This window comes from Alloalcanivorax profundimaris, assembly GCF_015265435.1.
GTDB classification, from domain to species: domain Bacteria; phylum Pseudomonadota; class Gammaproteobacteria; order Pseudomonadales; family Alcanivoracaceae; genus Alloalcanivorax; species Alloalcanivorax profundimaris.
Map to the genome: position 1 here is coordinate 206,372 of NZ_JABJWH010000010.1, position 19,463 is coordinate 225,834.

Sequence of the window (19,463 nt, forward strand, 5' to 3'; positions counted from 1 at the left end):
CCATGACCATGGATCCCATTCTCACCGCCACCGGCGCCGTCTCCCTGGCGGTGATCCTGGCCAGCGCCGCCAGCCACAAGGTGCGCGCGCCGGCCTGGTTCCGCCGCCAGGTGGCCGACTACCGGCTGCTGCCGGAGGCCCTGCACGGGCCGGCGGCGCGCGCCCTGCCGCTGCTCGAGGGCGCCCTGGCCCTGGCGCTGCTGTGGCCGGCCACTCGGGGCGCGGCGGCCCTGGCGGCGCTGGCCCTGGTGGGTCTGTACGCCGCCGCCATCGGCATCAACCTGGCGCGCGGACGCCACGACCTGGATTGCGGCTGCGCCGGCCCCGGCGCGCCCCAGCCGCTGCACCCCCGGCTGCTCTCGCGCAACCTGCTGCTCGCCGGCCTGGCGCTGCTCGCCGCCGCCCCCGCCGCGCCCCGCGCGCTGGGCGTGTTCGACGGCTTCGTGGTGCTGGCCGCCACGGCGGTGACCGTTTTGCTGTACGCGGCGATCGAGGTGTGGCTGGCCAACCAGCCGCGTCTGCTCGGTCTGTCCGGACGATGAACAAACAGAAATAAGGTGACTTCCATGCAAGCCTTGATCGTTTCCAATGTACTTCTCTGGTGCCTGCTGGTGGCCATGGCCCTGGTAGTGGTCGGTCTGATTCGCCAGATCGGCGTGCTGCACGCGCGCATCGCCCCGGCCGGCGCCCTGATGGTGGACAAGGGGGTGGCGGTGAATCAGCCGGCGCCGAAACTGACCGCCGAGGACCGCCTGGGCCGCCCGGTGAACGTGGGCTACCCCGGCGAACGGGCGCAGATGCTGTTCTTCCTGTCGCCCACCTGCCCGATCTGTAAATCCCTGCTGCCGGCGGTGCGCGCCATCGACCGTTCCCGGGACGACCTGGAGGTGGTCTACGTGAGCGACGGAGACATGGCCGAGCAGGAAAAAATCATCGCCGAGTTCAAGCTCGACCGCTCCCGCTACGTGGTGGACCCGGAAGTGGGCATGACCTACCAGATCGGCAAGCTGCCCTACGCGGTGCTGATCGACGCCGAGGGCACCCTCAAGGCCAAGGGGCTGGTGAACTCCCGCGAACACCTGGACAGCCTGTTCGAGACCGAACTGCTGGGCGCCGCCACTCTGCAGGACTACCTGCGCGGCCAGAGCCCACGAATTCACCATCCCGGTGACGACCTGCCCACCGAAAAAGGGAGCGCCTGAACCATGAAATTCCTCGACCGTTTCTTCGAGCGTTCCACCCGGCACGTGGCCAGCACCACCTCACGGCGGCGCTTCCTGGGCCGGCTCGGCTCCTTCCTGGTGGCCGGCGCCGCCATGCCGGTGCTGCTGCCGGTGGACCGCACCGCCAAGGCGCTGGCGGCGGAATCCCCCCAGGCCGGCGACCCGGGCGACCCCACCAGTTGCGACTACTGGCGCTACTGTTCCGTCGACGGCTTCCTGTGCAGTTGCTGTGGTGGCACCGTGAACAGTTGCCCGCCGGGCACCCAGGGCTCCGAAGTGACCTGGGTGGGCACCTGCCGCAACCCGGCGGACGGCATCGACTACATCATTTCCTACAACGACTGCTGCGGTAAGCACAGCTGCGCCCAGTGCGCCTGTACCCGCAACGACAGCGAGGAGCCGATGTACCGGCCGTTCAACAACAACGACATCAACTGGTGCCTGGGCGCCGACGCCAACGTCTACAACTGCACCGTGGCGGTGATCCGCGGCGTGGCCAAGGCCGGTTGAGGCGTATGCGACGCGGCCTGCTGCTCACCGTCCTGCTGGCGGCCTCGGTGACCAGCCCGGGCGCCCACGCCCGGGCCATGCCGGACCCCTCGCAGACACCGGCGCCGGGCAACGAGGTGCCGCAGATTCCCCTGTCCCGGGCCGGCTACAGCCCGGCGGTGAATTACCAGCTGCAATGCGCCGGCTGTCATCTGCCCCAGGGCCAGGGCGCGCCGCGCAATGACGTGCCACGTATGACCGGCTTCGTCGGCAACTTCCTGCGCGTGGAGGACGGCCGCGAATTCCTGGTGCGCGTGCCCGGCGTGGCCCAGTCCGCCCTGGACGACGGCCAGCTCGCCGAACTGCTGAACTGGATTCTGGCACGCGACGGCATGGCCGGCGCCAGCACGCCGGAGGACGCCGCGCCCTACACCCCCGCCGAGGTGGAACGGATCCGCGCCACCCGGCTGAGCAACCTGCCGGACACCCGTGCCCGGTTGATCCAGAGCATGCGCGACCGGGGCATCGCCATCGACGACGGCATGCCCCACGACGACAACCACAACGACAACGGAGACAGCCGATGAGCTGATCCCGCGCCCGTGCCACCGGCGCGGGCTTCACCCGAATGGAGACACGACCATGATCACCGCTTATCCAAAAGCCGTGAAACGGACCCTGCTTGCCTGTTCACTGACCGCGCTGGGGGTCCAGGCCCAGGCCCTGGAGCTGGTGGCCAACGACACCACCAAACTGGATCTCACCGTGGAAGGCGTGGCCGGCACCTTCCACAGCGAGGAAAACTACGCCACCGCCGGCAGCAAAAGCGAGGGCTCCTCCAGCTGGCAGGAAGGCTATCTGAAATACGGCTTCGCCCTGGAGCAGGAACTGGGCGCGGGCCGCCTGTTCGGTGCCCTCAACGCCCTCAGCGGCGGCACCTGGGGCGACGGCGACGCCGCCGGCTTCAGTAACGGCGACGAACGGGAAACCGACGTGGAGGACGCCTATCTGGGCTGGCGCTCCGGGGATCTGTTCCCGGCCCTGGGCGAGGACGGCGTGGCCGTTTCCGCCGGGCGCCAGGCCATCACCCTGGGCGACGGCTTCCTGATCGCCGGTGACGCGCTCAACTTCGGCGAGGGCATCGCCGGCGGCCTGCTGGACCGGGGCGGCGCCTACTACCTGGCCGCCCGCCAGGCCTTCGACAAGACCGCCGTGCTCAGCCTGGGCGGCGACAGCGGCTGGCGCGGCGACGCCATGTGGATCGAGTCGGACAATCCGGCCCAGGTGGAAGCGTCCATGAAGGTGGGCAACCTGGAGCACGTCGGCGAGAACGGCACCCTGGGCCTCAGCTACATCAAGGTGGACGACGTGGAGGAGGACCTGGCGTTCCTGTATCCGCAACGGGACGGCCAGGAAACCTGGAGTCTGCGCTACCAGGGCAGCGCCGGCGTGGAGAACCTGTTCCTGTCCGGGGAATACGCCTGGCAGGACCAGGATCAGGGCGACGAGGACGCCTGGTACGTGGAAGCCGGCTGGACCTTCGCCGACGCTCCCTGGCAGCCCAGCGTGAACTACCGCTACAGCCGCTTCTCCGAGGGCTTCGACCCGATGTTCTACGGCAACGGCCGCACCCTGGGCACCTGGTTCCAGGGCGAGGTGGCGGCCAACTACGCGGGGCCGTTCAACACCAACGCCAAGGTCCATAACGTGGCGGTGCACGCCGCGCCCCGGGAGAACCTGGCGGTGGGCCTGCTGGCCTACGACTTCACCACCCTGGACAAGGGCGCCGGCGGCAACCTGGATGCCCGCGAGTTCGACCTGTTCCTGGAATGGGGCGTGACGCCGAACCTGGCGATCATTCCGCTGGTGGGGCTGTACCAGCCGGATGCCTCCGCCGCCGAGGGCGGCACCCAGCTCGGCAACGACGACGGCAACCTCTACACCCAGCTGATTCTGGCCTTTGGTTTCTGATTTAACGCTCGACGCACCTTGCAGCGTGTATGCCTCCCCGGCCCCGGCCGGGGATTTTTTTATCCGCCGTTCATCAGCGGGCGGGCTTCCTTGAAGCCCAGGAACAGCATCACCAGGCCTCCGGCGATCAGATACCAGTAGAAGGTCACGAAGCGCCAGATCACGATCACCGTGGCGGCGGTAACCGTGCCCAGCCAGGGATTAAGCAGCGCCGCGCCGGCCACCTCGGCGCCCCCGGCGCCGCCGGGCAGCAGGGTCAGGTGACCCGCGCCCATGGCCACCATCTGCACGAAGAAGCCGTAGGTCCAGTCCAGTTGCTCGCCCAGCGCCCACACCGCCAGATAGATCACCGAATAGCGCAGCAGCCAGTGCAGCAGACACAGCGCGAACATCAGCAGCAGACGGCGGCGCGGCACCGCCAGGGTTTCCTCCAGGCCACGGCGAAAGCGCAGTACCGCCCGCGCCATGCGATACCGGCGTCGCCGGCGCAGGCCCAGCCAGGCGAGCAGATCCCCGGAGGCGATCAGTACCCGGCGCTGATGGCGGGCCAGCAGGGCCACCAGCACCAGGCCGCCCACCAGCAGGCCCAGGGGCACCGCCAGCTGCCACCAGCCGCCCCAATCCAGGTAGCGGGCCAGCCCGTACAACGCCACGGTGGGCAACAAGGTGGCGAACACCAGCATATCGGTGAGCTGGTCCACCGCCAGCACCGCCGTGGCCCGGGCCGGCGCCACGCCGTGCCGGGACAACAGGGCCGCCAGGGTAAAGGGGGCGCCGCTGCCCCCGGGGGTGGCGTTGAGGCTGAACTCGGTGACCATCACCGTGGCCAGGGCGGAACCGTGGCCCATGCCCGGGGCGCGGCCGTTGAGCATCAGGCGCAGGCGCCAGGCGTTCAGGTTCCAGCACAGGCCGATCAGCGCCAGCATTCCCAGTAGCCAGGACAGCGGCAGCCGCGCCAGTTCATGGAAGGCCGCCGGGCCGCCCATCACCAGGGGCGCCACGGCGCCCACGGTCAGCGCCGCCAGCAACAGCCAGCGCCAGTGACGTCTCATCGCGCCGCCCCGGCCTGTTCCAGCAACCAGCGGCGTTTGGTCACGCAGCGGCGCTCACCGCGCAGTTGGCGCACCGTGTCCAGCCAGAAGCGACGGCTGTCCTCGTGACGCAGGTCCACCGGATGCAGTGCCAGGCGGATCACCGGCGCCCGCTGGTAGCGCCACAGACGGAGTTGATTAAGGGCCTTGAACAGCCGGCGGCGCCAGGGGGAGCGGGACGACATCACCACCGTGGGCAACGGCAGGCGGCGCTCGTCGGGCAGCCGGTACAGGGCGGTGGCGTCGGTGCGGTAGGCGAAGCCGGCCTCGCGGATGGCGCGCCGCCCGGCCTCGTTGGTGACCCAGCCCGGCGGCACGAAACCGTCCGCCCGCCAGCCCTGGCCGTAGAACAGGGACAGGCCGTCGCGGATGCGCCGCGCCGCCTCGCCGCCGCTGAGCGCCGAGAACTCGCCTTCGTGGGTCAGTACCCGGCGCCGCAGCAGCGCGCCGGGCCCGCGCGGCGGCGGCCCATCGTCCTCGTGGTAGAAGCCGTGCAGCACCAGCTCATCGCCGGCGCGCTGGCGCTCGCGCAGGTCCTGGCAGAATCCGGGATGGCGCTCGGCCATGTCCCGGTGGTGAAAGTCCGGCACCGCCAGCAGCGTGCAATCCAGCCGGCCGCCCTCCTCCGGGCGCTCCAGTTCGGCCAGGAAGGCCCGGTACAACGGCCAGCTGTGTGGCGCCACGTCGTGCAGCGACAGGAAAAAAGCGGGACCGAGATCAGGGATGGGATTCATGGGTCGGTGCCATTACCGGTTGCTCGTGTTCACCCAGCACCCGACGATAGTGGCCGAGCAGATTGTCGACCACCGCGTCCCAACTGTGCCGGGCCTCCACATGGGCCCGGGCGGCCCGGCCCAGGGCCGCCGGATCGTCGTTCTCGAACAGGTCGCGGATCGCCTCGGCGAAGGCGCCACCGTCGTTGGGCGCCGCGTGCCGCCCGCAGTGTTCCGGCACCACCTCCGGCAAGGCGCCGGCGTCGGCGCAGACCACCGGCAGGCCACAGGCCATGCCTTCCAGGGCCACCAGGCCGAAGGTCTCCTGGTCGCCGGCGTGCACCAGCGCATCCGCCGCCGCCATCCAGCCCGCCACTTCCGGCGCCGGGCAGAATTCGTGGATCACCGACACATTGGCCGGCGCGTCCGGCTGCAGGCCGGTGCCGATCAGCAGCAGATGGTAGTCCGGCAGCCGGCGCATGGCGTCCAGCAGGACCGGAATGTTTTTTTCCTGGGTGCCGCGGCCGGCGAACACCAGCAGCGGCCGGTCGTCCTCAAGGCCCAGCCGGCGGCGCGCATCCGGCTTGGCGCGCCCGGGCTGGAAGGCCTCCAGATCCACGCCCAGGGGCTGCACGCGCACGTCGTCCACGCCGCACTCGCCGAGCCGGCGGGCCATCAGCCGGCTGGGGCTGAGCACCAGGTCGAACCCCTGGTACAGACGGCGGATATAGGCGCGGCTGCCAGCGTCCAGCCAGGCACCCACCCGGTGGTGCACCAGCGACAACAGGTCCGAGTGATAGAAACCCACCGCCGGCACGTCGAGCATGCGCGCGGCGCGCTGCGCCGCCCAGGCCGGCGTGTAGGGGTCGCCGGCCTCGATCAGATCCGGCTGCAGGCCGGCCATGACGTTGGCCCACAACCCCAGGCGCAGGGGAAACCGGTAACCGGGGGCCAGCGGCAACGGCATCGCCGGCAGTTCGATGAAGTCCTCGTTGAATGCCACCCCGGCGCCGGGCATCACCACCCTGTGGCCCATGTCGCCGCGTCTCAACAGCGCCTGGCGCTTGGCGTCCACGTAGGTGCGCACGCCACCGCTCGCCTGGGTGTAAAACAAGGTGGTATCGAGAATCTTCAAGCCGCTCTCCTTTTCCCTGGTCAACTTGCTGATTTTCGTCAAAAAACAGTGAACGTGACTAACATAGCATCGGCTTGGAAAAAGCGGTCCCGGGCGCCGGTAAAGGCTTGTAAAAGCCCGCCGTGCCGCCATAAAAAGGACATTCAGAACGAACGCTCCCAAAGGAGTTCGCGGCGATCATGGAGTTCAAGGACTACTACGAGATTCTCGGCGTCCAGCCGGACGCCGATGACAAGGCGATCAAGGGCGCCTACCGGAAGCTGGCGCGCAAATACCACCCGGACGTGAGCAGCGACGAGGACGCGGAAGACAAATTCAAGGCCGTGTCCGAGGCCTATCACGTGCTCAAGGACCCGGAAAAACGCGCCGAGTACGACCAGCTGCGCCGCTATCGGCAAAGCGGCGGCGGCCAGGCCGGGCCACGGGACTGGCAAGGGTTCCGGCAAGAGGGGTTCGGGCAAGGCGGTGGCGGCGGCGAGGCGCATTTCGACGACGCCGGCGCGTTCTCCGATTTCTTCGAATCGATCTTCGGCGGCGGCGGCGGTTTCGGCCACCGCGCCGGCCCCCGGGCGGGCCGCGATCTGGAGGTGGAGATGCCGCTGTTCCTGGAGGACACGGTGGCGGACACCCGCAAACAGATCCGCGTCGGCGAGCGCACCCTCAATGTCACCGTGCCCGCCGGCACCGGCGACAACGAGCGCATCCGCCTCAAGGGCCAGGGTGCCCCCGGCGCCGATGGCGGCCCCGCCGGCGATCTCTATCTGCGCGTGCGGCTGGTGCCCCACCCCCTGTTCGACGTGGAGGGCCACGACCTGATCGTCACCGTGCCGGTGGCGCCCTGGGAAGCGGTGCTCGGCGCCAAGGTGTCGGTGCCCACCCTTACCGGGCGCATCAGCCTGACGGTACCGGCGGACAGCCAGAACGGCCGGCGCTTGCGCATCAAGGGCAAGGGCCTGACCGGCAAGCGCCACACCGGCGACCTGTACGCGGTGCTCAAGGTGGTGATGCCGGAACACCAGGATGAACGGAGCCGCGACCTGTGGCGGCAACTGGCCGACCAGGCGGACTTCGATCCCCGGGCGGACTGGGAGAAACGAGCATGAGCCGACTGACCCTCACCGAACTGTCCCGGCGCGTGGCCCTGCCGGTGGCCACCGTCACCGAGATCGTGGAGCTGGGCATCATCGAGCCGGACAGCCACGACCCCCACTGGCTGTTCGACGAAACCGTCACCGTGATCGTGACCCGGGCGGCGCGCCTGCACCGGGACCTGGCCATGGACTGGAGCGGCGTCGCCCTGGCCCTGGAGCTGAGCGAGGAAAACCGCCGCCTGCGCCGGGAGAACGCCGCCCTGCGCCGGCGCCTGGAACGGTTCCTGGATCCCCGCTAGCCGGCGGGACGCTGGCGGTAGAACAGCGCCAGCTGTTCGTAGAGGTCCGGCAGCACCCGGCGCAGATGCCCCGGCGACTCGAAGAAGCTCTCCGAGGCCACGGCGAAGAACTCCGCCGGGTCCTCCAGGGCGTAGGGGTCGAGAAACGGCTCGCCGGCCTGCTCGGCGCGCTCCAGAGCCTGCCAGGCGTGGGTGAACACCTGGTGCCAGCGGTCGCCGTCCATGCCCGGATGCAGGGGCGGCGCGCCGTTGGCGCCCTCGGCGAGCATGTCGAGCTTGTGGGCCAGCTCGTGGATCACCACGTTGTAGCCCTCCTCGGCGCTGGCGGCGCGGATATCCCCCCAGGACAGAATCACCGGGCCCTGTAGCCAGGCCTCCCCGGCCAGCACCCGGCCCTCCTCGTGGACCACGCCGAATTCGTCCATCTCCCCTTCCGGGGTGACGAAGGTGTCCTCGTAGACGATCACGGTGTACCAGCCGTCGTACCAGTCCAGCCCCAGCTCCAGCACCGGCACCACCGCCATGGTGGCGATCAGCAGGCTCATGCCGTCGTCCAGCTGGAACCCACCGCCGCTGGCCAGTTCCTTACGCACCAGAAAACGCAGCGCCATGTCGAACAAGCGGTCGCGCTGCGCGCCTTCATAGCGAGTGGCCACCGGCCAGCGGGCCACCGCTTCCTCCCATTGGTCCCGATCCACCGGCAAACGGGCCAGCTTACGGTCCTCGAACCATCTCCGGGCCTGCTTCAGCATGCCTTTCCCCATATGCACAACCATGAAAAAGCGGCTAAAGCTTGCCGCTTTTGCTGGCCGCGCGTAAAGCGCTTTAAGCCATGGTGTCCTGGCATACGGTGCCGACAGCGTGAAGAACGGCTACACAAAGTAGCTCTTCAGCGGCGGGAAGCCGTTGAATTCCACGGCGCTGTAGCTGATGGTGTAGGCCCCGGTGGAGAACCAGTACAGGCGGTCGCCGATGGCCAGGTTCAGCGGCAGGCCGTACTTGTAGTTCTCGTACATGATGTCGGCGCTGTCGCAGGTGGGGCCGGCGATCACCACCTCTTCCATTTCCCCTTTCTTCTCCGTGTAGATCGGGTACTTGATGGCCTCGTCCAGGGTTTCGATGAGGCCGGAGAACTTGCCCACGTCGGTGAACACCCAGCGCTGCAGGGCGGTGCGTGACTTGCGTGAAATCAGCACCACCTCGCTGACCAGCACGCCGGCGTTGGCGATCAGCGAGCGGCCCGGCTCCAGGATGATCTCCGGCAGCTCGTCGCCGAAGTCTTCCTTGAGGAAACGGATGATCTCGGAGGCGTAGGTCTCCAGGTCATTGGTCTTGGCGATGTAGTTGGCCGGGAAGCCGCCGCCCAGATTGATCATTTTCAGCTCGATGCCCACTTCCTCGCGCAGGCGCTCGAACATGATCTTGACCTTGCCGATGGCCGCGTCCCAGGCGCCGATGTCCCGTTGCTGCGATCCCACATGGAAGGACACGCCGTAGGGCTCCAGGCCCAGGTCCCGGGCCAGGATCACCAGGTCCAGGGCCATGTCGGTCTGGCAGCCGAACTTGCGCGACAGGGGCCAGTCGGCGGTGTGGGTGCCTTCGGTGAGAATGCGCACGTACACCCGGGAACCCGGCGCCGCCTTGGCGATGTTGCGCAGGTCCGCCTCCGAGTCGGTGGCGAACAGGCGCACGCCCCGCTCGTAGAAAGCGCGAATGTCGCGGGCCTTCTTGATGGTGTTGCCGAAGATGCACCGCTCCGCGGCCACGCCCAGGCCCATGACCTTGTCCAGCTCATGGATGGAGGCGATGTCGAAGTTGGCGCCCCGGTCGCGCAGCAGCGTGATCAGTTCCGGGGCCGGATTGGCCTTCACGGCGTAGTGGATGCGGGCGAACGGGAACTGCCCCACCAACTGGTCGTAATGGCGCCCGACGGTGTCCGTATCGATCACCACGAAGGGCGTTTCCTTGGTGTCCGCCAGGTCCTTGATGCGGCGGAACACCGCCGGTTCGTAAAAGTCCTCGACGCGAATGGCCTCGGTGGTCATGGGGGCGTTTTTTCCTCTTGTTCAGGATGACCCGGCCCGGCAGGGGCACGATCCCGTTACGACGGCAACGGGCGCCAAAGGTAGCAAGGTCCGACCCCCTTGGGGAGATACTTCAAGGGCTTTTTTTTATAGACTGGCCGCCCCTGATTCCCGACCCTGGAGATTGTCATGGCCATGGCCCTTCCCCTCGCCCTTCATCTGCTCGCCGCCGTGATCTGGGTGGGCGGCATGTTCTACGCCTACATGGCGATGCGCCCGGCGGTGGGCGCGGTGATCGACCCGGCCTGGCGGCCGCGTCTGTGGGCGGAAACCCTGGGCCGTTTCTTCGTCTGGGTGTGGGCGGCGGTGGCACTGCTGCTGGCCACCGGCTTCGGCATGATCTTCGGCGTCTACGGTGGCATGGCCAAGGTGGGCTGGCACATCCACGCCATGCTCGGGCTGGGCATCGTGATGATGCTGATCTTCGCCCATGTGCATTTCGCGCCCTTCCGGCGCCTGAAGCAGGCGGTGGCCGCCAACGACACCGCCGAGGGCGCCCGCCGGGTGGGCCAGATCCGTCAGCTGGTGGGGCTCAACCTGATACTGGGCCTGATCGTGGTGGTGATCGGCTCCGCCGGCCGCTACTTATAAGGACCCCTTCATGGTGGGCGCGCCGGCGGCCGGCTATGATGCCCGCTTTGCTTGAAACCCATCCATGAACCGGGGGAACCACGATGAACCAACCCTATACGCCGCCGGAAGGCGAAGCCGGCGCGCCGGCGGACCGTACCTACGCGCCGCGTTTTTTCGCCCTCCAGGGCCGCCTCGGCCGGTTGCGCTATTTCGTTTACGGCGGCGTGGTAATGGTGACGCTGTACGCCGTGCTGACCGCCGTCGGTGTGGTGGTGTCCATCTCCTTGGCGGAATCGGCGGCCAATGCGGTGCTGATGCCCCTGGTCCTGCTGATGCTGCTGGCCTGCGTGGTGACCGGCCTGATCTTCGGCAAGCGCCGCCTCAATGACCTGGACTTCTCGGGCTGGTGGATTCTGTTGGCATTGCTGCCACTGGTGAACCTGGTGATGGCCGTTATCCTGCTGTTCGTGCCGGGCAGCAAAGGGGAAAACCGGTTCGGTCCGAGGCCCGCCGCCAACGGCGCCGGCCTGGTGATCGGCGCGTTCACCATGATCCTGCTGGTGCTGGCCTGGGTGGGGCTGCTGCTCGCCGTGGCGCTGCCGGCCTATCAGGACTATGCGGAGCGCGCCCGCGCCCAACAGTTCGAGTTGCAGCGCCAGCAGCAGGAATTGCTGGAAGAGCAATACCGGTTGTATTCGGAATAAGCGGCCGCGCGCCCCGCCGCCGGGGCGCGCCGCCCTTGTTTACTTGTGGCTCTTGAGCAGGGCCTCGACCTTGTCGATGTACTTTTGCATGGCGTCGTCGGCGCTCATGCCCTTGAGCTTGGCCCAGGCGTCGTACTTGGCGCGGCCGACCATGTCCAGCATGCCCGGGCGCTTGCCGCTGACGTCGCCCTGGCTGCCCTGCTTGTAGTGGGCGTACAGGAACAGAAGGTCGTCATTGCCGGGTTTCTTGTTGAGGGTCTGAACGTCCTTCTGGGCCTGTTCAAAACGCGCTGTATCCGCCATTATTCTCACCTGTTCGTTGGCTACCGATTTTTCCTTAGGGTCGTCACCGGTGGGGGCCGGCCGACCGGACCAGTCTACTGCCAACGAACACCCTGACGTAAAGCAATAACGCGAAACGCTTCGCGCCACCGGGCCAATGCCGGGCGCGAAGACACACAAAAAAGGGGGTTCCGCCGATGTCCGGTTCCACGTCCAATGGTTCCACGTCCAAGCCCACCGTGGACGCGCGCCAGGAGCGCGATCTGAAGCGCGCGCTCGCCACCCTGTGGGTCCGTTTTCCCGGTTCCCTGGAAGACGCCTACATCGTTCACGCCCTGCGCCGCGCCCGCAAACTGATTGGCCGTTCCCTGTACGTACTGATCGTGCTGTTCCTGGCGGTGACCCTGCCGGTGCTGGTGTTCGTGGACGACAGCTACCTGGCCAGCTGGCGGCTGTACGGGTTCTGGCCCATCGCCGGGGCCCTGGCGCTGCTATTCCTGGCAGTGAAGGTGGACGCGCTGAACCGCTTCATGAGCACCCTGATCGGCATGGCGCTGATGATCTCCCTGGCCGGCACCCTGCTCGGCGCGATCAAGCTGGCCGGCACCTTTCTCGGCCAGGTGGCGGCCTTCGAGACCGTCTACGTGCTGATCATCGGCTTCTCGATCCTGCGGCTGCCGCCCACCCGCACCCTGTTCTGGTGCCTGGGCTCGCTGGTGCTGGCGCTAACCCTGGCACTGGTGCTGGGCTGGTCCGTGGACCCGGCGGCGCTGCTGCTGTTCTACGGCTTTCCCCTGGTGGTGTGCGCGCTCAACGGCTACATGCTCGACGCCAGCGCCCGCCACAGCTACGCCAACACCCTGCTGCTCAACCGGGAGTCCGACCGCCTGCGGCAATGGCGCGACAACGCCGACCGGGAAGCGCGCCGCCAGGCACTGCTCAACGACTTCATGGCGCACATCGCCGGCAACCCCAGGGTGGCGGTGCTGCTGGACCAGGCCCTGGCGTTCATGATCGAGCATGGCCCGGCCATGGCCGGGGCCGCCTACCGGGTGGACGACGACGGCCTGCACCGGGAAGCCGCCCGGGGCCTCAACGCCGAAGCCCGCCGGGAAGGCCGGGTGGAACGGGACGGCCTGCTGGCCGGGGCCCTGGACGCGGAAGGCGCGGTCACCGTGTGCCACGACGTGCCGGCGGGCTACCTGGACCTGGAAACCGGCCAGAGCGTGATCCGCCCGGGCCATTTGCTGTTCCTCACCATCCGCCAGGGCGACGAGGCCCTGGGCGTGCTGGAGCTGGCGTCCCTGGAGCCCTTCGACCAGGACGCCCGCACCCTGCTAGAGGCCCTGGCGGCGCCGCTGGCCTACGCGCTGGTGGCGGCCATGGGCCGCGAGGACTACATCCGCCGCCACCGCCAGGCGGGCTGAACGGCGCTCAGCGGCGCCGGCGCAGGGGCGCGGACAGGCGCTCCGGGTGGCGCGGCGTGACGTCGTCCAGGCGCGCGTAGATGGCTTCCAGGTCCACGGCCGGGTCCCCCACCGGCCACAGGGTGTCCAGCACTCGCGCCTCGCGGCGCCGGTAACAGAACGTCACCACGATGATCGGCAGCCCGAGCTCCACGGCGATACGGTGAAAGCCGGTCTTCCATTCCCCGGCGCCCTCCCGGGTGCCCTCCGGGGTGATCCCCAGCCAGAACGGATCGCCGGCGGCCAGCAGCCGCTTGGTTTCCGCCACCACGCCGCCGGGCCGGCGCCGGTCCACCGGGATGCCGCCGGCGGCGCGCAACAAGGCGCCGGCCGGCCCGCGGAACAGGCTTTGCTTGGCCATGAAGCGGATGTCCAGGCGCAGGCCCAGGATCGCGCTGATGCCCACCAGACCGTCGTAGTTGGAGGTGTGCGGAGCGGCGATCATCACCGCCCGGGGCACGTCCGGCAGGCGCCCCACCACCCGCCAGCCGATGGCGCGCAGCAGCCAACGGCCCAGCCAGGCCACCGGGCGAGCGCCGCGACGCGGTACCCGGGGGCCGATGTCCGCCGGCGTCAGCGGCGGCAGGTCCGATGGATGCCCGCTGCCGGCCATGTCAGGCGAACACCACCACCGCCTGGCGGCTGAACGCCACCGGGCGGCCGGCGCCGTCCCAGATCCGCGAGCGGGTATGGCCGTAGCCGTCGGCGAAGGCGTCGGTGACCACGTCGTACTGCCAGTCGCGGGTAGGCGGCAGGGTCGCCGGGTCGACCAGGAAATCCATGGTCCAGGTCAGCGAGCTCATGGGCGCCGGTTTGTCGAGCATGGTGATCACCGCCGCCGGCCAGGTGTCCACCAGGCAGGCCAGGCTGGCCGCGTCCTGGGGCTCGCCGCCTTCCTTGAAACGCATGTAGCCCTCGAAATCGGGGCGCGGCGAACCGGTGTAGGGCAGATTGTCACCGGCGTAAAGCAGATCGAAGTAGCGCAGGAAATCCGGCGTCACGCCTTCGATGAAGGGCATCGGCGTGCAGTCTTCCGGTGCCTTGATGACCGGCGCCTCGGCGCCGGGCACCGCCAGCGAGGACGGCCGTGGCCGGCCCAGGCTGCCCAGCATGGTCGCCACCACGGCGCCGTCCTGGCGGGCGGTGACCTGAACCTGGGTCACCGACTTGCCGGCGCGCAGGGTCTCGGCGCTCAAGGCCAGCGGCCCCGGCGCCATGGGCGCCACGAAGGACAGGGAAAAACTGCGCAGGGGCGCCACGTCGTCGCCCTGCTCCGCTTTCAGGTGGGCGTCCATATGGGCGATCAGGATAGCGCCCACGATGCCGCCGAAGGTGGCCCGGCCCTGCCCCCAGCCTTCGGGGACGGTCATGGTGGGGCCAGCGGCGGCCTCCACAATGGAACTGTATTTCATAAATCGCTCCCAACAAAGCGGCCATTGATAGCAGAGCCACCCCGGCTTGGAAAGAGGACTTGTGTAAGAGCGTCAGCCGCGCTCCCGGTCAGCGATCCCCCAGCGCCCGCTTGGTCTTGGCGGTGGCTTGCGCGGTGGTCGGATCCTCCGGCCAGGGATGTTTCGGGTAGCGCCCGCGCAGGTCCTTGCGCACCGCCGGGTAGCCCTCCCGCCAGAAGCGCGCCAGGTCGCCGGTGATCGCCGCCGGGCGCCCGGCCGGGGTGAGCAGCTCGGCGGTCAGCGCCAGGCGTCCGTCGGCCAGGGCCGGCAGCCGCTCCATGCCGAAACACTCCTGCAGCTTCACCGCCAGGCGAGGGCCGCCCTCGGCCCGGTAATTGATGGTCACCGCCCGGCCGGACGCCACCGGGCAACGGGGTGGCAGGGCGCGATCCAGTTCACCGGCCTGGCCGGGGGCCAGCAGCAAGGTCAGAGCCTCCACCAGGGGCACCCGCTCCAGGTCGCGCAGGGTGCGCCGGCCGGCCAGGAACGGCAGCAGCCAGTCCTCCAGCCGCGCCAGCAGGCCGTCGTCGTCCATGGCCGGCCATTCGGACGGTGCCAGTTGGTGCATCCAGGCCACCCGGGCGCGCCATTGCACGGCGCCGTCGTCCCAGGGCAGCAAGGTCAGGCCACGGCCCCGCACCGCGTCCAGCAGGCCCCGTTCCAGCAGCGCCGGCGGAGGGTTCTCCAAGGGGCGGCGCTCCAGCACGATGGCGCCCACGGCGCGCACCCGCTCCGCCACCACCCGGTTGCGGTCCGGGTCCCAGTGCACGCGCTCTTCCTCGACGCCGCGCTCGGCCAGCACCGCCGCCACCGCCTCCGCCCCCAGGGGCCAGGCCAGACGGACCCGGGCATCCTGGGCACGGCCGTCGGTGTCCAGCACCAGCAGCCAGTCGCGATCGGCGAAGGGGCCGTCGCCGTCGATGCGTGCGCCGCTGCCGTCGGCAAGCAGATAACGGTGGGGATCATCGTCACGGGCCCGAGCCAGGCGCTCTGGAAACGCCGCCGCCAGCAGGGTGTCCAGGGGCGCCGCTTCGTCCCGGTCGCGACGCTCGCCGGCCAGACGCCGCAGCTCCCGGGCCAGGCCCGGCCAGTCGCCGGGGCGCCGCAGAAAGCGGGCAAGACGCCGGGACAAGTCCGGTTCCCGGTCCAGCCCTGGCGCCCGCTCGTTGAGCAGCAGCGCCAGGGCGGCGGCGGATCGCGGCCGGCCCCGGTCGCGGCCAAGCACCACCAGGGCGGCGAGATCCGGCGGTAAAGGCAGGCTGTTCAGGCGGCGTCCCAGGTCGGTGAGCCCGCCGTCGCCGTCCAGGGCGCCGGCGCCGCGCAGGCGCGCCCGGGCCGCTTGCCAGGGCCCCGTTGGCGGCGGATCCAGCCAGAACAGCCCGGCCGGGTCCCGGCAACCCCAGCGGGCCAGATCCAGCACCAGGCCGTCCAGGGCGGTCTGGCGGATTTCCGGTTCGATGTGGCGGGCCAGCACCTCTTCCCGGGCCCACAGGCGCACACAGCGGCCCGGCCCCAGGCGCCCGGCCCGGCCGGCGCGCTGGTCCGCGTTGGCCTGGCTGATGCGCCGCGTCACCAGGCGGGTACGGTGGCGGCGCGGGTCGTATTCCGGGCGCCGTTCCAGGCCACTGTCCACCACCGTGGTGACCCCGCCGATGGTAACGCTGGTCTCCGCCACGTTGGTGGCCAGCACCACCCGGGGGGCGCCGTCGCCGGCGTCCAGCACCGCCGCCTGGGCATCGCCGTCCAGGCGGCCGTGCAATACCGACACCGGCGGGCCGCCGGCCAGCCGTTCGCGCACCCGTTCGATCTCGCGCACGCCGGGCAGGAACACCAGGGTGGTGCCCTCCCCGGCCAAGGCCGCCACCTGGCGGGCGCAGTGGTCCAGGGGATCGCCGTCCCGGGGCGGCGGCGCGTGGTCGACGGTGACCGGGAACACCCGGCCCTCGCTGCGCACCACCGGCAACCCCAGGCCCTCCGCCAGGGGCCCCACCGCCAGGGTGGCGGACATCACCAGCAGGCGCAGGTCCTCGCGCAGGGCGCCGCGCACTTCCTGGACCAGGGCCAGGCCCAGGTCCGCCTGCAGGGAACGTTCGTGGAATTCGTCGAACAGCACCGCCGCGTAGCCATCCAGGGACGGATCGTCCAGCAGCAGTCGGGTGAGCACGCCCTCGGTGACCACCTCCACCCGGGTCGTCGCACCAATGCGGGAATCCAGGCGGGTGCGGTAGCCCACGGTGGCGCCCACCGGCTCGCCGAGCTGGCGCGCCATGAAGGTGGCCACCGCCCGGGCCGCCACCCGGCGCGGCTCCAATACCAGAATCCGGCCGTCACCGCGCCAGGGCGCGGCCAGCAGGGCCAGCGGTACCCGGGTGGACTTGCCGGCCCCTGGCGGGGCTTCCAGCACCGCCCCGCCCTGCTCCGCCAGGCAGCGCAGCAGGTCCGGCAGTACCGCCTCCACGGGCAGGGAGGCGGGGTTGGTGTTCGACATCGCGCGGCGCCCTCCGCCATGAAAACCGGCATGGTAGCGGAAAAGCGCGCGGGATTGGGGGGGATCAGGCCATCAGAGCGCGGCGAACTCCGCTTCCGGCACCGGCCGGCTGAACCAGTAGCCCTGGCCTTCGCGACAGCCCAGCCGCAGCAGCATTTCCATCTGGGCTTGCTCCTCGATGCCCTCGGCGATCACCTCCAGGCCCAGGTTCTGGCCCAGAACGATGATGGAATTGATGATCGCCAGGTCATCCGGACTGGTGCCCAGATTGGCGACGAACTGACGGTCGATCTTGAGCCGGGTCAGCGGGTATTTCTTCAGCAGGCTCAGGGAGGCATAGCCGGTGCCGTAGTCATCGAAGGCGATGCCCACCCCGTGATCACGGAGCCGTTGCAGGCGGGCGAGAATATCCGCGCTGCTCTCGAGGATGGTGGTCTCGGTGATTTCCAGTTCCAGGGCGCGGGGCGGCAGACCGTAGCGCTTCAGCAGGGCCTCCACCTTGTCCGCGAGGGCCGGATCATGGAGCTGGCAGGGAAACAGGTTCACGCCCACCCGGAAAGGCGTCTGCCCGGCCCCTTGCGCCGCCGCGAAGGCGCAGCTGGCTTCCAGGATCCAGTCGCCGACATGCAGCGCCTGATCACTGACCTCAAGGACCTCGATGAATTCGCCCGGCGCCACCAGGCCGCGCTGCGGATGCCGCCAGCGCAGCAACGCCTCGGCGCCCACCACCTTGCCGCTCTCCAGATCGTTCTGGGGCTGGAAGTGCAGTTCGAAATCACGCTGCTGGAAGGCCTGGCGCAGATCCTGCTCCAGACGGTGCTTTCTGTGCGCCCGCTCGCCAAGTGCCTCGGTGAAGGTCACGCTTTGATTGGGCCCCAGGCATTTTGCCTCTTGCAGCGCCAGCAAGGCGCGTTTGAGCAAGTCGGAGCTGTCCAGACCGCCAAGGGTATCCACCGCCGCCGAGGCAATGCCCAGACAGGCGGAGATACGGCACTCGAAACCATGAATCCGATATGGCCGCGCCATTTCACCAACGATGGCATCGCTGAGCGCTTTCACGGTTTGCGGGTCTTCTTCACCGGACAACAGCACGCCATACTCATCCCCCGCCAGCCGCGCCACCATGGCCTGCTCCGGCGCCAGGGCGGACACCCTCCGCGCCGCCTCGCGCAGCACCTCATCGCCGATCGCCATGCCCAGGGAAGAGTTAACCGATTTGAAGTTGTCGAGCCCGACCTTGAGCACCGTCAGGCCCCGCCCCCGATCCAGATAGCCCTGGGCGATTTCGAGGAAGCGCGCACGGTTGGGCAAACCGGTGAGACGGTCACTGTCGCGCAAATAGCGCACGCGATTCTGCAAATCCTGACGGTGGGACACGTCCCGGATCACGAAACCCCGCTGGTATTGGTCGTCCTCGACCCAGATCGCGGAGGACACCTCCACCGGCAGATGGCTGCCATCATCGCGGAGAAGGAAGCTGCGCTCATTCTCCACCGGGCGGCGCTCAAAACCCCGAACACCGGCCTCGAACAACAGATGCTGGAACTGGGCACCGATCAGATCACCCAGCTTTCGGCCCCTGGCCTTGTTGCCATGAATCCCGGTGAGCTGTTCCGCGCCCTTGTTCCAGAAGGTGACTTCGTCGTATTGGTTACTGCAGATGATGGCGTCCGGAATCGAGGAAGCCAGCTTCAGGGCGGCGCGCCGCACCATCAAAAGGCGGCGGCGGTTGAGATGGTCCATGACCATCTCGGCCAGGTCCTGAAGAACCTTTTCCTGGCTCTCGGCCAACGGCGCCCGCGGCACATAATCCACCAGGCTGACGGCACCGATGCATTGTCCGTCCCGGGTGCGGATCGGCGCGCCGGCGTAGAAGCGGATGCCCGGCGCGCCTTCCACCAGCGGATGGTCCCGATACGCCGGGTCGGCCGTTGTATCGGGAATCACCAGCACCTTGTTACGCTCGACGGTATAGGTGCAAAAGGAGACTTCACGGGAGGCCTCACAGGCGTCGAAACCGGTGCGCGCCTTGAAGTAATGGGATTCCCGGCCCATGAAGCCGATCAAGGCGGTGGGCACGGAGAACAACTCCGCCATCAACTGGACGATGCGATCGAATTCCCTTTCCGGAGGTGTTCCGAAGACCTGATAATCAGCGAGCGCGGCCAAGCGCGGAGCGTCATGAATCGAATGGACCGTCATCTTCCTGTTTCCCGACCAAGGTCGCCGATCATCGGCGAATGCCCGTCAGAAGAGGCCTTCGCCTCCCTTTCGGCGGAAAATAGCGTCGATTTTTTTCGGCGTCCAGCAATTTTATTGCCGTATTCACTAAAATCGTTCAAGGAAATATTAAGGGATCAAAATAAAATCCCGTTTATTTAATGAGAATCAAAAAGATTAACA

20 protein-coding genes are annotated in these 19,463 nt (G+C 68.6%); 10 read left to right on the plus strand and 10 right to left on the minus strand.

Annotated elements, in window-relative coordinates; all coding sequences use genetic code 11:
* Positions 1 to 2: 2 nt before the first annotated feature.
* From HMJ39_RS07215 to HMJ39_RS07235, 5 genes are read left to right on the plus strand one after another with little or no spacing between them, the layout of a single operon-like run.
* The gene (locus HMJ39_RS07215) at positions 3 to 542 is read left to right on the plus strand and encodes a MauE/DoxX family redox-associated membrane protein (RefSeq protein ID WP_161385343.1); all 540 of its coding nucleotides are present in this window, start codon (positions 3 to 5) and stop codon (positions 540 to 542) included.
* 24 nt (positions 543 to 566) lie between these two features.
* A complete protein-coding gene (gene mauD, locus HMJ39_RS07220; protein ID WP_161385344.1) occupies positions 567 to 1,202 on the plus strand; it encodes a methylamine dehydrogenase accessory protein MauD in 636 nt (211 codons plus the stop codon).
* Between the two features lie 3 nt (positions 1,203 to 1,205).
* A complete protein-coding gene (locus HMJ39_RS07225) occupies positions 1,206 to 1,733 on the plus strand; it encodes a methylamine dehydrogenase light chain (RefSeq protein WP_161385345.1) in 528 nt (175 codons plus the stop codon).
* A 5-nt stretch (positions 1,734 to 1,738) separates the two neighbouring features.
* Positions 1,739 to 2,299: a cytochrome C gene (locus HMJ39_RS07230; RefSeq protein ID WP_194296773.1), complete on the plus strand. Its 561-nt coding sequence runs from the start codon at positions 1,739 to 1,741 to the stop codon at positions 2,297 to 2,299.
* Positions 2,300 to 2,354: 55 nt separating this feature from the next.
* Entirely contained in the window at positions 2,355 to 3,683 is a 1,329-nt protein-coding gene (locus HMJ39_RS07235) for an alginate export family protein (protein WP_202553094.1), read from the plus strand.
* 59 nt (positions 3,684 to 3,742) lie between these two features.
* On the opposite strand, the gene HMJ39_RS07240 is transcribed toward HMJ39_RS07235, so the two are convergent.
* Genes HMJ39_RS07240 through HMJ39_RS07250 form a run of 3 tightly spaced genes read right to left on the minus strand, consistent with a single transcriptional unit; the run spans position 3,743 to position 6,622 of the window.
* Positions 3,743 to 4,735, minus strand: coding sequence for a lysylphosphatidylglycerol synthase transmembrane domain-containing protein (locus HMJ39_RS07240; protein ID WP_194296774.1), 993 nt, complete (start codon positions 4,733 to 4,735; stop codon positions 3,743 to 3,745).
* Positions 4,732 to 5,508, minus strand: coding sequence for a DUF2334 domain-containing protein (locus HMJ39_RS07245; RefSeq protein ID WP_194296775.1), 777 nt, complete (start codon positions 5,506 to 5,508; stop codon positions 4,732 to 4,734). Before HMJ39_RS07245 ends, HMJ39_RS07240 begins: the two co-directional genes overlap by 4 nt.
* On the minus strand, positions 5,492 to 6,622 hold the full coding sequence (locus tag HMJ39_RS07250) for a glycosyltransferase family 4 protein (RefSeq protein ID WP_161385349.1): 1,131 nt from the start codon (positions 6,620 to 6,622) through the stop codon (positions 5,492 to 5,494). Before HMJ39_RS07250 ends, HMJ39_RS07245 begins: the two co-directional genes overlap by 17 nt.
* 179 nt (positions 6,623 to 6,801) lie before the next feature.
* Between HMJ39_RS07250 and HMJ39_RS07255 the strand changes: the two genes are divergently transcribed.
* Complete coding sequence (locus HMJ39_RS07255; RefSeq protein WP_161385350.1) at positions 6,802 to 7,725, plus strand: DnaJ C-terminal domain-containing protein; 924 nt, start codon at positions 6,802 to 6,804, stop codon at positions 7,723 to 7,725.
* Positions 7,722 to 8,012: a chaperone modulator CbpM gene (locus HMJ39_RS07260; protein ID WP_260549329.1), complete on the plus strand. Its 291-nt coding sequence runs from the start codon at positions 7,722 to 7,724 to the stop codon at positions 8,010 to 8,012. Before HMJ39_RS07255 ends, HMJ39_RS07260 begins: the two co-directional genes overlap by 4 nt.
* Here HMJ39_RS07260 and HMJ39_RS07265 read toward each other — a convergent pair.
* Positions 8,009 to 8,764, minus strand: coding sequence for a M90 family metallopeptidase (locus HMJ39_RS07265; protein WP_194296776.1), 756 nt, complete (start codon positions 8,762 to 8,764; stop codon positions 8,009 to 8,011). The genes HMJ39_RS07260 and HMJ39_RS07265 overlap by 4 nt on opposite strands.
* 120 nt (positions 8,765 to 8,884) lie before the next feature.
* The gene (locus HMJ39_RS07270) at positions 8,885 to 10,057 is read right to left on the minus strand and encodes a type III PLP-dependent enzyme (protein ID WP_194296777.1); all 1,173 of its coding nucleotides are present in this window, start codon (positions 10,055 to 10,057) and stop codon (positions 8,885 to 8,887) included.
* Between the two features lie 168 nt (positions 10,058 to 10,225).
* On the opposite strand from HMJ39_RS07270, the gene HMJ39_RS07275 reads away from it, so the two are divergent.
* Both HMJ39_RS07275 and HMJ39_RS07280 read left to right on the plus strand, forming a co-directional pair.
* On the plus strand, positions 10,226 to 10,687 hold the full coding sequence (locus HMJ39_RS07275) for a CopD family protein (RefSeq protein WP_228462200.1): 462 nt from the start codon (positions 10,226 to 10,228) through the stop codon (positions 10,685 to 10,687).
* A gap of 83 nt (positions 10,688 to 10,770) precedes the next feature.
* On the plus strand, positions 10,771 to 11,373 hold the full coding sequence (locus HMJ39_RS07280) for a DUF805 domain-containing protein (protein WP_194296778.1): 603 nt from the start codon (positions 10,771 to 10,773) through the stop codon (positions 11,371 to 11,373).
* Positions 11,374 to 11,412: 39 nt separating this feature from the next.
* On the opposite strand, the gene HMJ39_RS07285 is transcribed toward HMJ39_RS07280, so the two are convergent.
* Positions 11,413 to 11,676, minus strand: coding sequence for an acyl-CoA-binding protein (locus tag HMJ39_RS07285; protein ID WP_161385353.1), 264 nt, complete (start codon positions 11,674 to 11,676; stop codon positions 11,413 to 11,415).
* Between the two features lie 176 nt (positions 11,677 to 11,852).
* Between HMJ39_RS07285 and HMJ39_RS07290 the strand changes: the two genes are divergently transcribed.
* A complete protein-coding gene (locus tag HMJ39_RS07290; RefSeq protein WP_161385354.1) occupies positions 11,853 to 13,082 on the plus strand; it encodes a GAF domain-containing protein in 1,230 nt (409 codons plus the stop codon).
* A 7-nt stretch (positions 13,083 to 13,089) separates the two neighbouring features.
* Here HMJ39_RS07290 and HMJ39_RS07295 read toward each other — a convergent pair whose 3' ends face one another.
* The 4 genes from HMJ39_RS07295 to HMJ39_RS07310 all read right to left on the minus strand — a co-directional run bounded on the left by HMJ39_RS07295 (position 13,090) and on the right by HMJ39_RS07310 (position 19,262).
* On the minus strand, positions 13,090 to 13,734 hold the full coding sequence (locus HMJ39_RS07295) for a 1-acyl-sn-glycerol-3-phosphate acyltransferase (RefSeq protein WP_194296779.1): 645 nt from the start codon (positions 13,732 to 13,734) through the stop codon (positions 13,090 to 13,092).
* A gap of 1 nt (position 13,735) precedes the next feature.
* Positions 13,736 to 14,533: a thioesterase family protein gene (locus HMJ39_RS07300; RefSeq protein WP_194296780.1), complete on the minus strand. Its 798-nt coding sequence runs from the start codon at positions 14,531 to 14,533 to the stop codon at positions 13,736 to 13,738.
* An 88-nt stretch (positions 14,534 to 14,621) separates the two neighbouring features.
* On the minus strand, positions 14,622 to 17,060 hold the full coding sequence (hrpB, locus tag HMJ39_RS07305; RefSeq protein WP_194296781.1) for an ATP-dependent helicase HrpB: 2,439 nt from the start codon (positions 17,058 to 17,060) through the stop codon (positions 14,622 to 14,624).
* A gap of 72 nt (positions 17,061 to 17,132) precedes the next feature.
* Positions 17,133 to 19,262: a putative bifunctional diguanylate cyclase/phosphodiesterase gene (locus HMJ39_RS07310; RefSeq protein WP_228462201.1), complete on the minus strand. Its 2,130-nt coding sequence runs from the start codon at positions 19,260 to 19,262 to the stop codon at positions 17,133 to 17,135.
* Between the last annotated feature and the right edge of the window lie 201 nt (positions 19,263 to 19,463).

Coding starts and splice junctions, on each gene's coding strand:
- mauD (WP_161385344.1), top strand. CDS start 567: ATGCAAGCCTTGATCGTTTCCAATGTACTTCTCTGGTGCCTGCTGGTG.
- HMJ39_RS07290 (WP_161385354.1), top strand. CDS start 11,853: ATGTCCGGTTCCACGTCCAATGGTTCCACGTCCAAGCCCACCGTGGAC.
- HMJ39_RS07215 (WP_161385343.1), top strand. CDS start 3: ATGACCATGGATCCCATTCTCACCGCCACCGGCGCCGTCTCCCTGGCG.
- HMJ39_RS07240 (WP_194296774.1), bottom strand. CDS start 4,735: ATGAGACGTCACTGGCGCTGGCTGTTGCTGGCGGCGCTGACCGTGGGC.
- HMJ39_RS07270 (WP_194296777.1), bottom strand. CDS start 10,057: ATGACCACCGAGGCCATTCGCGTCGAGGACTTTTACGAACCGGCGGTG.
- HMJ39_RS07265 (WP_194296776.1), bottom strand. CDS start 8,764: ATGCTGAAGCAGGCCCGGAGATGGTTCGAGGACCGTAAGCTGGCCCGT.
- HMJ39_RS07255 (WP_161385350.1), top strand. CDS start 6,802: ATGGAGTTCAAGGACTACTACGAGATTCTCGGCGTCCAGCCGGACGCC.
- HMJ39_RS07280 (WP_194296778.1), top strand. CDS start 10,771: ATGAACCAACCCTATACGCCGCCGGAAGGCGAAGCCGGCGCGCCGGCG.
- HMJ39_RS07295 (WP_194296779.1), bottom strand. CDS start 13,734: ATGGCCGGCAGCGGGCATCCATCGGACCTGCCGCCGCTGACGCCGGCG.
- HMJ39_RS07310 (WP_228462201.1), bottom strand. CDS start 19,262: ATGACGGTCCATTCGATTCATGACGCTCCGCGCTTGGCCGCGCTCGCT.
- HMJ39_RS07285 (WP_161385353.1), bottom strand. CDS start 11,676: ATGGCGGATACAGCGCGTTTTGAACAGGCCCAGAAGGACGTTCAGACC.
- hrpB (WP_194296781.1), bottom strand. CDS start 17,060: ATGTCGAACACCAACCCCGCCTCCCTGCCCGTGGAGGCGGTACTGCCG.
- HMJ39_RS07235 (WP_202553094.1), top strand. CDS start 2,355: ATGATCACCGCTTATCCAAAAGCCGTGAAACGGACCCTGCTTGCCTGT.
- HMJ39_RS07300 (WP_194296780.1), bottom strand. CDS start 14,533: ATGAAATACAGTTCCATTGTGGAGGCCGCCGCTGGCCCCACCATGACC.
- HMJ39_RS07275 (WP_228462200.1), top strand. CDS start 10,226: ATGGCCATGGCCCTTCCCCTCGCCCTTCATCTGCTCGCCGCCGTGATC.
- HMJ39_RS07225 (WP_161385345.1), top strand. CDS start 1,206: ATGAAATTCCTCGACCGTTTCTTCGAGCGTTCCACCCGGCACGTGGCC.
- HMJ39_RS07245 (WP_194296775.1), bottom strand. CDS start 5,508: ATGAATCCCATCCCTGATCTCGGTCCCGCTTTTTTCCTGTCGCTGCAC.
- HMJ39_RS07230 (WP_194296773.1), top strand. CDS start 1,739: ATGCGACGCGGCCTGCTGCTCACCGTCCTGCTGGCGGCCTCGGTGACC.
- HMJ39_RS07260 (WP_260549329.1), top strand. CDS start 7,722: ATGAGCCGACTGACCCTCACCGAACTGTCCCGGCGCGTGGCCCTGCCG.